Raw genomic sequence first — 13171 nt, 5'->3', positions numbered from 1 at the left:
CCATCCTTTATGAGGGAATACCTGGAAAGATATTGATTTGGGTCAACTACTTAATTACCTTCAGGGGTAACTTAGGTGAAAAGTTAGCCTCCCATCTCAGGGGCGCAGGAGCGCCTCCCGGGCCACAAGGAAGGAGCGGCAGATGAGCTACTTTGTAACCGGAGCCACCGGCTTGCTGGGACGGCAGCTGATCCGTCGATTGCTCAGCGGTGGCGACACCCTCTACTGCCTGGTCCGGGATCAGGCGGGACAGACTCGTCTCGAGGAACTGGCCAAAGAGCTCGATGCCACCGACCAGATTCACCCTATTGCCGGCAGCCTCAAGGACCCTGCCCTGGGCCTGTCTGACGCTGACCGCGCCGAGCTCAAAGGCCGCATTAAGCACTTTATCCACCTGGCCGCCTACAATGACTTTCGCCGCGACGGCAACGAAGTGGTCAAGGCCAATGTCCAGGCTACCGAGGCCGCCCTGGCCTGCGCGGAGACACTGGACGCCGGGTGCTTCCATCATCTCAGTTCCATCGCCGCCGCCGGGTTGTATCGCGGCTGCTTCGATGAGTCGATGTTCTCCGAAGCGGAGCAGTTGACTCACCCCTATTTCCTTTCCAAGCACCTGTGCGAAAAAGTGGTACGCCAGCAACCGGGGATCTCTTGGCGTATCTACCGTTCCGGCATCATGGTGGGCGACAGCCAGACCGGCGAGGCCAACAACATTCAGGGCCCCTACTACTTCTTCAAACTGCTGCAGAAGATGCGCAACGCCCTGCCCAGCTGGTTCCCCCTGGTGGGCTTCGAAGGCGGTCCGCTCAATATCGTGCCGGTAGACTACGTGGCCGACGCCATGGCCTATCTTATCCGCCAGCCAGAGTTGGAGATGCAGTGTTTCCACCTGACCGACCCCCGACCCTACAACGCCGGTCAGGTGCTGAACCTACTCTCCCAGGCGGGTCACGGCCCGACTCTGTCGCTGGGCCTGAACCTTAAGCTCTCCAGCCTGCTGCCCCAGCCCTGGCTGCAACTGGCCAGCCAGTACCCGCCCCTGGTGAAGCTGGCCCGGCGCATACTGGGTGACTATGGCATCCCTCAGGAAACCCTGAGCCTGCTCAACTACCCCACCCGCTTCGACGCCCAGGCCACTCAGGTGCTGCTGAGAAAAGCAGGAATAAGCTGTCCCGACCTGGCCAGCTATGTGGTGCCGCTGTGGGATTACTGGGAGCGCAATCTGGATCCGGACCTGTTCCTGGACGACACCCTGCGAGAGCGACTGACCAATAAGGTGGTGCTGATCTCCGGGGCCAGTTCTGGCATTGGCCGGGCCACCGCCCTGAGGTTGGCTCCCTATGGCGCGAAGCTGCTGCTGGTGGCCAGAAGCAGCGAACGCCTGGCCAAAACCGAGAAAGAGGTTCGCGAGCTCGGCGGCAAGGCCTTGGCCTTCAGCTGCGATCTCACCGATGAACAGGCCAGTGACGCCCTGATGAAACGGATACTGGGCGCCCATGAGCGGGTGGACCTGCTGATCAACTGCGCCGGCCGCTCCATTCGTCGCTCTGTCGCCGCCTCCACCGAACGCATTCACGACTATGAACGCACCATGGCGATCAACTACTTCGGTTCCCTGAGGCTGATCCTGGGCTGCCTGCCCGCCATGGCCGAGGCGGAATCGGGTCAGGTAATCAACATCTCCTCCATCGGTGTGCTCACCAATGCCCCCAGGTTCAGCGCCTATGTGGCTTCCAACGCCGCCCTGGAATCCTTCTGCCGCTGTGCGGCAGCGGAGTACTCGGACCTGGGGGTACGGTTTACCACCATCAACATGCCGCTGGTGGACACGCCGATGATCGCGCCTACCCAGCTTTATCAGGCAGTGCCCACTCTGAGCGCCGGGCAGGCGGCAGATCTGATAGCCACCGCCGTGGTGCACAGGCCCAAGCGCATCGCCACCCGTCTAGGGGTGGTCGGCGCAGTGATGCACGCTCTGTCGCCTCGACTGGCGGAGATCGTGATGAACATGCTCTATCGGATGTTCCCTGAATCCGGAGAGGTGCAAGAAGAAAAACTGAATTACAGCCAACAGCAACAGATGATTGGCCTGGCAGCAATGCTCCGGGGCATTCACTTTTAGGAGAAACGATGAAATTGGAACTCACCCACACCTATGCCTGCTCCACCGATGAACTGCTGCGCTATTTCAGCGAGCCGGAGCTGATAGAAGAGAAGTATGAGGCCCTCGGGTGTCACAAGGTGCGAATTCCTCAACATCTGAAGCAGGATGACGTGCTGACTCTGGCGACCAAACGAGAAGTGGCGAGTAACGTGCCTGCGGTACTCAAGCGGCTGCTGGGTTCACAGAACCTGGTGAAGCAGGAGGAGCAGTGGCAGTTGGGCCAGGGACCCGCCTATCGCTGCAGTATGTCAGTGGAGCTGGTGGGCGTGCCCATCAAGATCACCGGCAGCATGGTGTTCGAACCCACCGACACTGGCTGCGTAAACCGGGTTGAGATGCAGATGAAAAGTGCCCTGCCCTTTATCGGCAACAAGCTGACCCGCTTCGTCCACGACGAGATTGAGCGCATGGCCAACGCCGAGTGGCACTACCTGCAAACTCAATTGACCACCGAGCCCGCCTGATATGGGTACGCGTCAGCGCATTCTCGACATCAGTCTGGCGATGTTCAACCACCATGGGTCGGCCAACATCACCAGCCTGGACATTGCCGCCGAGCTGGAGATCAGCCCGGGAAACCTCTATTACCACTTCAAGGGAAAAGAGGAGATCATCAACCAGCTCTCCAAAGAGTGTGAGTTGGCGGTGAGCACCCTGTTGGCCCGGGTGGATCTGGAGGAGATCAGTGAGCCTGAGTATTGGGTGTTCCTCCACTCCCTGCTGCGGGTGTGCCTGCATTACCGCTTCCTGTTTCTGGACCTGCAGACCGTCGCCCCTGACAGCGGCAACCGCCGGGCTCAGAGGCTGATGAAACAGTTGCACAGCTTCACCTCTCACAGCCTGGCGGCACTGGAAGACAAAGCACTGCTGCAGCTTAAGGGGGAAAACCGGGAAGAACTGGCGGACAACCTGTTCCTGTTGGGACTCTCCTGGCTCTGCTTTGACTCAGGAGACAGCGATGAAAAGGCGGTGGAGCGCGGTGCTCACCGTCTTATCTCTCTGGTTAATCCTCACCTGACCCGGCAACTGAATTTTGCCGACATTGATCAATAAACCTGCCGCAACGCTCCATCGCCTCCTTGGCTTCGGGCAACTGCTGAAACAGGGTAAACACGTGGGGCAGGCCTGGCCAGATGGTCAGGTCTGCGACCCCGCCCTGCCGCCTTACCTTGGACTTTAACCGCACCGAGTCATCCAGCAGAATCTCCAGACTGCCCGCATGCACCATGATCGGCGCCAGATCGCTGAGATCCGCCCCCAGGGGGGACGCCAGCGGATCACAAGGGGTGTGACCATTGAGATAGGAGTTTCGCAGCAACATCAGACTGCCGAGGTCGAAGAAGGGATCTTCGTTACGCATCACAAAGGCAGACTGACTGTTCATGGTCAGGTCCAGCGCCGGGGAGAACAGCAACGCCGCCAACGGCTGGGGCAGACCCTTGTCCTTACATTTGACCATGGTCGCCAGGGCCAGGTTGCCCCCGGCGGAATCACCACCGAGGATGATCTTTTCCGGCGGCACCCCCTGCTCCAGCAAAGTGCGGTAGGCGGTGAAGCAATCGTTCAACGCCGCCGGAAAGGGAAACTCCGGCGCCAGACGGTAACTGACCATGACGCCCCGAGAGCGGGTTTCCCGGCTCAGGTAGTGGAGCATGGCACTGTGCACCTGGGGAGAGCGGAAGCAGAAGCCGCCGCCATGGAAGTAGAGCAGCACGCTGTCACCGGCGGGGCGACCCTTGACGATCCATTGGCAGGGCACGCCGGAGAGGCTGTCGTCGACCCACTCCAGGCCACCGGGAATACCGATATAGGAGTTGAGCTTATCCAGTCCCGCGATTACCCCTCGGACCGACAGAATGTCATTACAGCGCTCCAGGCGACCACGAATCGCCCGGTAGAGGACCTTATTGAGAGCCTTAGCACGCCAGCTGGACATCCAGTTTCCTTAGGTTGCGGGAACGAGTCTTGATGATATGTGAGAAATCACCGAAGACTCAAGCTCTTCCAATCCCTCCTCGAGGTAACGGTCAAAAGACTCGATACCGGGCAGGGAGTGACGGCAACACACCAGGCCAAAGTGCAGCTCACCGTCGTAGTGCATCAGGGTCATGTTGAGGGTCTGGCCCGGCATCAGCAGAGACAGAGGGTAACTGGCGGTCAGTTTGGCCCCCAGCAGGGACAGTGGATGGTCGGCGGCCTCCACTTCGGAGATCAGCATATTGGCCGCCGGCGGCAGCCACTGCTTGTTGTCGTAACGTGCCGCCACCAAGGCCAGGGCATTGACCACCGAAGAGTAGCGGTTATAGGCCTTGGCGCTGGTTCGCCGGGTCTGCTCTTTGATGCGGCGATGGGTCCGGCCTATGGCTTTCAATCTCTGCATGGGGGTCAGTCCGGGCCGGCCCAGCTCCACCAGACCAACGGAGATCATGTGCAGACGGTCTCCATCCTCCTCCTCTCTGAGGGGCACCATGGCCACCAGGGGATCCCTGTCGCGCCAGTTGTGCACCTTGAGGTATCGGTGCAGGGCCATATCACACAGGGTCAGCACTACATCGTCAAAGCGGGCACCGGTGAAGGTAGCCAGACGACTCAGGCGGCTGGCGGGCAGTTTGGCCAGAATCACCTGTTTGGCCCTGTCCGAACTGATGTCGTTAAAGGGGGTACGAGGGGCGGTGAAAGGCAAACGAATGCCACTGGCGGTCAGCGACAACCTGTCCCCTGCGGCCATTCCCAGCAGCTTTAAACTGTCCAGCCCTATCCTTGCCTGCTTCACCCAAAAAGAGGGAGACAGCGCCTCCAGCCATTGGCTGAGCTCAGGGGGCTGCTCATCGATGCGACTGCCCAGCTGCCAGAACGGCACCAGGTATCCCAGGCGCTCAGACAGTTCAAAACTGTCTGCCACCAGGCTGGCGGCACGAAGACCGTCGGTGAGGGCATGGTGGAATTTCATTACCAGCGCGATGTCGCCACTTTCCAGGCCGTCGATCACCCACAACTCCCACAAGGGGCGGCTGCGATCGAGTCGGTAGCTGTGGATGCGGGCCACCAGCTCCATCAGCTGGTCGGCATCGCCCGGCTTGGGCAGTTTGGCGAGACGGACATGATAGGAGAGATCCACTTCGTCCGCGGGCTGCCACTTTGGCACCCGCGAGGAGGAGCAGTGAATCACCTGATCGAAAGGCGCCACCACCGGACCGCAGCGTACCAGCTGCCGGTGGAGGCGCAAACCAAAGTCTTGGACGTCTTGCGGAGGGCGCAACATCATCAGCCCTGATACATGCAATGGTGTCGAATCGCTTTCAAAAAGCAGGAACACCAGCTCAGACAGGGACAGAGTGGTCATGCGCCCTCCCCTAGGCCTACTTGGCCAGTTTCTCGATTGCCTCGGCCAGTTTGTCGACCTTGGCGTTCAGCTCATCAATCTGACGCGGGTGGATGCCGCTGAGGCGATAGAACAGGTTGTGTACCCGCGCTTCAACCTCTTCGTTGGCACGATCCAAGTTGTCCTCTACCCGGGCTCGGGTGTTGGCTTCCACTTCACGACCGCGCTCAACCAGCTTCTCGAACAGGTCACCGGATTTGCCTTCCAGTTCCTTCGCTTCTTCGATGCTGCGGCTGTAAACACCCAGGCCGGCGAGCCAGATGTTTCGAGCCAGTTGCTCGTTATCAACGCCTTCTACGGGTGGCATTCCCTTAACTTCGTTGCTCATCATGTGCTCCTTACACCGCGGCTCTAGGCGGGTTTAGTGGTGGTACGGCGAGGGGTCTTGGCTGCAGGCTTGGCGGCGGCTTTGGCTGCTGGCTTGGCGGCGGCCTTAGGCGGTGCCTTTGGGGTCGCGGTGGCTTTAGGCGCTACCTTGGCAGCGGCTTTCTCCTCGGCCATCTTGTCGACCAGTGCAGTCAGACGATCAATCTTGGTCTCCAGCTCTTCCAGCTGCTCGGCCTCCAGGCCGGTGACCTTCTGAACCTGGTTGTGCAGCTGCGCCTCGAAGGCATCCTTGGTCTGGCTGGATGCTTCGGACACACGCTCTACGGTTGAGGACTCAAGCTCTTTACCCCGCTCAAGAAGCTCATCGAACAGGCCCAGACCACGCTCAGACAGTTGGCTGATCTCTTCGGCACCCTTAGAGTAGGCGCCCAGTCCTGCCAGCCAGATTTTCCGATACAGTGCCTCTTGGGTGTCCGCATCGGCATTCTTAGATCCAAATAGTCGCTTCAACATGTTGCCTCCATGACGGGAAAGTTTTCTTTTGTCATGGTCAGAGTACGGCGAATCTTTAGAAGGGACATTCTAAACGACAGGGAAAACTTGAGGTTGGTCAATCTTGCGTCAGATAAGCAGGGTGTCCAGCTGCGACTCGATGCCCTGTCGAATGACCGGGGCGAAGGGGATAAGCATCAGGCCCAGTTTCATCTCTATGGTGACCTGATGAGGTTCGGGGACCAGCACACCTTTGGCACCGCTGCGTCGAAACGTCAGGTGCTCTCCCTGCCACTGCCAGGTCACCTGATAGTCGTTGGCCAGGTTCTGCGCGACCTGCTCACTGAGGTCACGAATGCCCTGGTGTCCCAGAGTATGGTTACGCTGAATATAGATGGCAGTCATCGGCCCGTTCTCCCTGATGCAAATGAAGGGGTCTGTCGCCCCTCTACTCCTGTACGGTTTAAGGTACCAGACCAGAGCAATTTTTCCACAAAGATGTCATCCGCGTGCCACTCTGCCCCCATGACCAACCCGCTAATATCCACAAACATCGAATAAGTAATACTAATCAATACTGAGTATTGATTTGGCTGAGCGCCGCACTCAGAGTGTCATGATCCCTGTCCGGTGGCACCGCCAATCAGGACAAAGTGGCGGCAACCCCGTTGGCTGCAAGCCGACCAACAAAGGCTGGCAAATCGGCTGGGTGGGGATGCAACCCCGAAGATTTTCGCCGGGATTGAAAGGGCCTTTTGCGAAAGGTGCCTGTTTATTTGCAAGCAGTTCGGTGGGGCGACCTTAGGTGGGGAAGAGCAGGCGCATCATGATGCCACCGGCCTATGCTGGGCGCTCGCCCTCAAAATCACTATACCAAACCCATCACAGAGCCGTGAGTTACAAAATGGGTTACACGGCGTAAAAACAGGAAAAAAGTAAAAAGCCGACGCTCACGGCCATGATCAGTTGGCTGCCTTCTGGATGTGTAGCCTTTTGACCCATATTTTTGAGGCCTCAATAAGCTCGCCAACCTGCCCCTCATTCGGCCGCTCCTCCAGTAATGGCCAGGGGCGCTTGGGTACCTCTCTGCCCTGCTCTTCCAGCCAATGGCTGGCCAACTCTCTGATGGACGCGGTGGTGAATCGCCGGTCCAGGCCACATTGCCCCTTGAGAACACCCATTAGTTTTACTGGGTAACTTTCCGGCATGGGCTTGCTTGAGTCCGTTGGGCAGCTGAATACCCAGGGGCCCACTGACGGCTGGCGATGACGCCGTTTGAGCCAGGCCAGGGTGTCGGAAGAGAGCATCAGGAAACGGGTCTTACCCTCGACTTGAAGTCGGGCAAATCCTCGCTCCAGGTCCAGCTGAGACCAACTCAACTGGCACAGGGGTTTGAAGCCAATGAGGTTACTCAACTGCATCAAAAGCAGCGGCTTGAGCGGCTCGGAATCATCCAGCGCCAGCACCGCTCTGTGGTATCGGCCAACCTCTCGCCAGCCGATCTTATGGCTCAAAGCGGTGGTGCGTGTCAGGCTGAAACCTTCACACGGGCAGGCCATCCCGGGGCTCATCCATCCCTGGTCCGACTCCAGACCCCGGGCCACCCGAAAGAAGAGCCGAAGCAGGCTGAGCCTGTGCTTGGCACCGGGCTGTTGGGGGGCCACCAGAGCCTCGACCTCCTCCTGGGTCAGTGACTCACCGATGCGATCGGCCCACTCCCCCGCAAACAGACTCTCCAGTTGGCGCACCTCTGCTCTGCTGCGCCGACGATGGACCTGGGCCCACTCAGCGAACCGCTCGACTCCCTGCCGCAAAGGGGTTCCCTGCTCTGTTGGCGCTGCCCCCTGCTGTTCCAGTCTGTGCTGCTGCCAGGCCTCAATGGCTGCCTGACGGTCCATCTGGGGGTAATAACCCAAAGTGAGCTGGCGGGTGCTTGTGGCCCCCTTGGGCGTGTAACGGTAGACCCAGCGACGCTTATGGCGTCCCACCTTGAAGATAAGACCCGGGTAGTCCGCTTCATTGATGTCACTTTCCGCATGCTGGTAACCCGATGCCTTTGCCTGGCCTTCGATGTCGGCGATCGCCTGCTTGATCACCGCCTGGACCCGGCCTCGCACACCGGTGGCCAAGCACTGATCCAATAGAGCCAGCACCTGCTGTTTCGGTGTCATTTTGATGCCCACACCGTCATTTTGGTGCGCCTTGTCACTCTTTTTCATTCTGTTACCAATGTTGTTTCACTGCATTGCGTCACAGTTGCTAAGCTGCTGTTGTCTTTAACCATAACGATTATATGGACTTACAATGTTTAAGCAGTCACTGATTGGCCTGGCCCTGTTTGCCGGCGCCACCCTTTCACCGGCCCTGGTGGCCGAGGAGTCTCAACAGAACTGGGATCTGACCCCACTCTATGCCGATTGGCAACAGTGGCAGGGTCAAAAAACCAGCCTGGAGAAACAATTGGACCAACTCTCTGCCTATCAGGGTAAGTTGGGCCAATCCGCCGCGACCCTGGCAGATGCCATGGACCTCTACTTCGGCCTGTCCAAGACTCTGTCCCAGCTGTATGTGTACGCCAACCTGAATGCAGACACCGATCTGCGCAACTCCGACAACGGTGCCAAGCGTCAATCCATCGCCATGCTGGCCAACCGTTTCAACCAGGGTTCCTCCTTCATCAACCCTGAGTTGATCGGCCTGGGCGAAGACAAAGTGATGGCCATGGTGAAGTCTGAGCCTCGTCTGGCAGGCTACCGCTTCCCGCTGGAAAATATTCTGCGCGGCAAGGCCCACACCCTGGCACCGGCCGCCGAGAAGATCCTGGCCGCCGCTGGCACCGTCACCAGCGCCCCCTACTCCAGCTACGCCACCTTCACCAATGCCGAACTGCCCTGGCCAGAAGTGGAGCTCGATGGCGAGCTGGTGACCCTGAACCAGGCCACCTATGCCCGATTCCGCAGCCACCCGGATCGCGACGTGCGCAAGAAGGCGTTCGACAACTTCTTCGGCACCTTGTCCAAGTACCGTCGCACCATCGCCTCTCTGCTGGACGCCAACGTCAAAGCCGACGTGTTCAACGCCCGCAGCCGCAACCACGACTCCGCTCTGGAAGCCGCCCTGAGCGAAGACAACATTCCGGTTGAGGTGTACAGCGCCCTGGTGGACACCACCAACGCCAACCTGGACACCCTGCAGCGCTACCTTAAGTTACGCTCCCGTATGCTGAAATTGGACGACCAGGGCTATTTTGACATCTACCCGGCCGTGGTCAAAGCCACCGGTGATTATCCCATCGAACGCGGCATCGAGATGATGCTGGCGTCTCTGGAGCCCATGGGCGACAACTACGTCAACAAGATTCGAACCGGCCTGGATCAGCGCTGGATGGATACCTACCCCAAGCTGGGTAAGCGCTCCGGTGCCTACATGAGTGGCAGCGCCTACGATGTACACCCCTACGTGCTGATGAACTACAACGATGACTACACCTCGGTGTCTACCCTGACCCACGAGTGGGGCCACGCCACTCACTCTGTGTACGCCAACGCCAATCAGCCCTACGCCACCGCCGGCTACGCCACCTTTACCGCAGAGATCGCCTCCACCTTCCAGGAGCACCTGCTGACCGACTACGCGCTGAAGAATGCCGCAGACGACAATGAGCGTCTCTATTACCTGGGCCAGACCCTGGAGAAGTTCCGTCAGACCTTCTTCCGTCAGACCATGTTTGCGGAGTTTGAGCGTGCCATCCACGAAGAGGTCGAGAAGGGTCAGCCCCTGAGCGACACCCGCGCCTCAGAGATCTTCCTGGACCTGCTGCGTCGCTACCACGGCCACGACAAGGGTGTGATGACCATCGATGACGCCTACGGCATCGAGTGGGCCTATGTGCCCCACTTCTACTACAACTTCTACGTGTATCAGTACGCCACCTCCATCGCAGCCTCTGCGGCTTTCGCCGATGAAGTACTCAGTGGTGATAAGGCGGCCTACGATCGCTACCTGAATCTGTTGAAGTCCGGTGGCAGTGATTACCCTTATGACCTGGTGAAAACCGCCGGTGTCGATCTGGCCAGCGCCCAGCCCTATGAGGCGATTTTCAACCGGATGAACCGCCTGATGGACGAGATGGAAACCATTCTCGATCGCAGCGAAAAGCTGTAACAACTGAGTCATTTCGCACTGAGCAAAAAGGGAGCAAACGCTCCCTTTTTTTGTTATCAGAGTCGGCTTTTTTTGATCGGGAATTTAACAAGGATCTAACCACAGCTCTAAGGCAGGGCAACCAAGGGGCGGAGCGGGTTTTCCACAAGCTGTGAAACCATCCACAGGGCCAAGTATGACGAACACAGTTTCCGTCACACTCCTCCCCCTTCATTTTTGCATCGACAACCGCTGACTCTCTGTTCAGCGATCACATCAAAGGATCATTAACGATACATATTGATTACTTTGTTAAAACCTGATCGAAACCATGGAACCACTTAACGGTAACTTCATTCGAATTTTGGGTAGTGATCTTCTTGATCGCGATCAATTTATCCGACGGAAAATTGGCGCTTAATATGCGTCGTACCCCCACATATGGGCCATATTTAAGACAGGGCAACAAGATGTAGTGCTTGTCAAGGCCTATTCCTACATTCTTAAGGATTTTTTCTCATGCCAGTTGTGATTAAGAGAGACGGTTGTCAGGTGCCCTTTGATAGCGCAAGGATTCGCGACGCTATCGCACGGGCCGCCATGGCAGCCGACGTCAAGGATGATGATTATGCTCAACGCGTCTCGGACACCATTGAGCAGGAACTGGCTGAGTCTGGCAACGTCAACATCGACGAGATCCAGCAGATGGTGGAAAACCATCTGATGGCAGGCCCCTACAAAGCGGTGGCCCGTGCCTACATCGAATATCGCCACGACCGCGATATCGCCCGCGAATCCAACAGCCGTCTGAACCGTGAGATCCGTGGCCTGGTGGATCAGAGCAACGCGGCTCTGCTCCACGAGAACGCCAACAAGGACTCCAAGGTGATCCCCACTCAACGGGATCTGCTGGCCGGCATCGTTGCCAAGCACTACGCCACCCGCCACATCCTGCCCCGGGAAGTGGTCAAGGCCCACGAGTGCGGCGAGATCCACTACCACGATCTGGACTACGCCCCCTTCTTCCCGATGTTCAACTGCATGTTGATCGATCTGGAGGGGATGCTGACCGGCGGCTTCAAGATGGGCAACGCCGAGATCGACGTGCCCAAGTCCATTTCCACCGCCACCGCGGTCACTGCCCAGATCATTGCCCAGGTGGCCAGCCACATCTATGGCGGTACCACCATCAACCGCATCGATGAGGTGCTGGAGCCCTACGTCACCAAGAGCTATGAGAAGCACCTGGAAGTGGGCAAAGAGTGGCAGGTGTCCGACGTGGAAGCCTACGCCATGGCGCGCACCGAGAAGGAGTGCTACGACGCCTTCCAGAGCCTGGAATACGAGGTCAACACCCTGCACACCGCCAATGGCCAGACCCCCTTTGTCACCTTCGGCTTTGGCCTGGGCACCAGCTGGCAGAGTCGCCTCATCCAGCAATCCATCCTCAAGGTACGCATGGTGGGTCTGGGCAAGAACCACAAGACTCCGGTGTTCCCCAAGCTGGTGTTCGCCATCCGCGATGGACTGAACCACAAAGAGGGCGACGCCAACTACGACATCAAGAAGCTGGCGCTGGAGTGCTCCACCAAGCGGATGTACCCGGACATCCTCAACTACGACCGTGTGGTCGAAGTGACCGGCTCCTTCAAGACCCCCATGGGCTGCCGCAGCTTCCTGTCCGCCTACGAGCAGGATGGCCAGTTGGTGCACGAAGGCCGCAACAACCTCGGCGTAGTCAGCCTGAACCTGCCCCGCATCGCCATCGAGGCCAAGGGCAACGAGAACCTGTTCTTCGAACTGCTGGACAACCGCCTGGCCCTGGCCAAGAAAGCCCTGATGACCCGCATCGACCGCCTGGAAGGGGTGAAGGCGCGGGTGGCCCCCATCCTGTACATGGAGGGCGCCTGTGGCGTGCGTCTGAAGCCGGACGACGACATCAGCGAGATCTTCAAAAATGGTCGTGCATCCATCTCCCTGGGCTACATCGGCCTGCACGAGACGGTCAACGCCCTGTACGGCGCCTCTGGCCACGTGTTTGACTCCGAGGAGATGCGAGCTAAGGCCCTGACCATCGTAGAGCGTCTGCGCGCCGCCACCGACGCCTGGAAGGCACAAACCGGTTATGGCTTCAGCCTCTACTCCACCCCAAGCGAAAACCTGTGTACCCGTTTCTGCAAAATTGATCAGCGCCAGTTCGGCGTTGTCGACGGCGTCACCGACAAGGGCTACTACACCAACAGCTTCCACCTGGATGTGGAGAAGAAGGTGAATCCTTACGATAAGATCGACTTCGAGAAGCCCTATCCGAAGATCGCCAACGGTGGCTTCATCTGCTACGGCGAGTACCCCAACATGCAGAAGAACGTCGAGGCGTTGGAAGATGTATGGGACTACGCCTACCAGCATGTGCCCTACTACGGCACCAATACTCCCATCGATGAGTGCTACGAGTGCGGCTACACCGGTGAGTTCGACTGCACCTCCAAGGGCTTTACCTGCCCCAAGTGTGGCAACCATGATCCGTCCAAGGTGTCCGTGACCCGCCGTGTGTGTGGTTACCTGGGCAGCCCCGACGCCCGCCCCTTCAACGAAGGAAAGCAGGAAGAGGTTAAACGCAGGGTTAAGCACCTGTAGCATTTGAGTACACAATAAAGGGCGGG

11 protein-coding genes are annotated in these 13171 nt (G+C 58.5%); 5 read left to right on the top strand and 6 right to left on the bottom strand.

Annotated features, from left to right (window positions below):
* Nucleotides 1–142 precede the first annotated feature (142 nt).
* From G505_RS0103960 to G505_RS22310, 3 genes are read left to right on the top strand one after another with little or no spacing between them, the layout of a single operon-like run.
* Complete coding sequence (locus G505_RS0103960) at nt 143–2122, top strand: SDR family oxidoreductase (protein ID WP_028108396.1); 1980 nt, start codon at nt 143–145, stop codon at nt 2120–2122.
* 8 nt (nt 2123–2130) lie between these two features.
* The gene (locus tag G505_RS0103955) at nt 2131–2628 is read left to right on the top strand and encodes a DUF2505 domain-containing protein (RefSeq protein ID WP_028108395.1); all 498 of its coding nucleotides are present in this window, start codon (nt 2131–2133) and stop codon (nt 2626–2628) included.
* Between the two features lies 1 nt (nt 2629).
* Nucleotides 2630–3217: a TetR/AcrR family transcriptional regulator gene (locus G505_RS22310; protein ID WP_051215876.1), complete on the top strand. Its 588-nt coding sequence runs from the start codon at nt 2630–2632 to the stop codon at nt 3215–3217.
* Here G505_RS22310 and G505_RS20525 read toward each other — a convergent pair.
* The 6 genes from G505_RS20525 to G505_RS0103920 form a co-directional block, all read right to left on the bottom strand.
* Nucleotides 3168–4100: an alpha/beta hydrolase gene (locus G505_RS20525; RefSeq protein ID WP_051215875.1), complete on the bottom strand. Its 933-nt coding sequence runs from the start codon at nt 4098–4100 to the stop codon at nt 3168–3170. The two genes, G505_RS22310 and G505_RS20525, sit on opposite strands and share 50 nt — an antisense overlap.
* A gap of 9 nt (nt 4101–4109) precedes the next feature.
* Nucleotides 4110–5507, bottom strand: coding sequence for a wax ester/triacylglycerol synthase domain-containing protein (locus G505_RS0103940; protein ID WP_028108394.1), 1398 nt, complete (start codon nt 5505–5507; stop codon nt 4110–4112).
* A 16-nt stretch (nt 5508–5523) separates the two neighbouring features.
* Nucleotides 5524–5874: a phasin family protein gene (locus G505_RS0103935; protein ID WP_211219929.1), complete on the bottom strand. Its 351-nt coding sequence runs from the start codon at nt 5872–5874 to the stop codon at nt 5524–5526.
* Nucleotides 5875–5897: 23 nt separating this feature from the next.
* Nucleotides 5898–6386 (bottom strand): phasin family protein, encoded by a 489-nt coding sequence (locus G505_RS20520; protein ID WP_035385068.1) that lies wholly within the window; start codon nt 6384–6386, stop codon nt 5898–5900.
* Nucleotides 6387–6494: 108 nt separating this feature from the next.
* Entirely contained in the window at nt 6495–6770 is a 276-nt protein-coding gene (locus G505_RS0103925; protein ID WP_028108392.1) for a polyhydroxyalkanoic acid system family protein, read from the bottom strand.
* A gap of 557 nt (nt 6771–7327) precedes the next feature.
* On the bottom strand, nt 7328–8584 hold the full coding sequence (locus tag G505_RS0103920; RefSeq protein ID WP_028108391.1) for an integrase family protein: 1257 nt from the start codon (nt 8582–8584) through the stop codon (nt 7328–7330).
* A gap of 85 nt (nt 8585–8669) precedes the next feature.
* Here G505_RS0103920 and pepF point away from each other — a divergent pair, with 85 nt between their 5' ends.
* A complete protein-coding gene (gene pepF / locus G505_RS0103915) occupies nt 8670–10529 on the top strand; it encodes an oligoendopeptidase F (RefSeq protein ID WP_028108390.1) in 1860 nt (619 codons plus the stop codon).
* Nucleotides 10530–11027: 498 nt separating this feature from the next.
* Entirely contained in the window at nt 11028–13145 is a 2118-nt protein-coding gene (gene nrdD, locus G505_RS0103910) for an anaerobic ribonucleoside-triphosphate reductase (RefSeq protein WP_035385067.1), read from the top strand.
* The last annotated feature ends 26 nt before the right edge of the window (nt 13146–13171 follow it).

The sequence above is a fragment of the Ferrimonas futtsuensis DSM 18154 genome (assembly GCF_000422645.1).
Taxonomy (GTDB): domain Bacteria; phylum Pseudomonadota; class Gammaproteobacteria; order Enterobacterales; family Shewanellaceae; genus Ferrimonas; species Ferrimonas futtsuensis.
The sequence above is the reverse complement of the archived record's forward strand: the minus strand, read 5'-3'. Positions and strand labels throughout refer to the sequence as shown.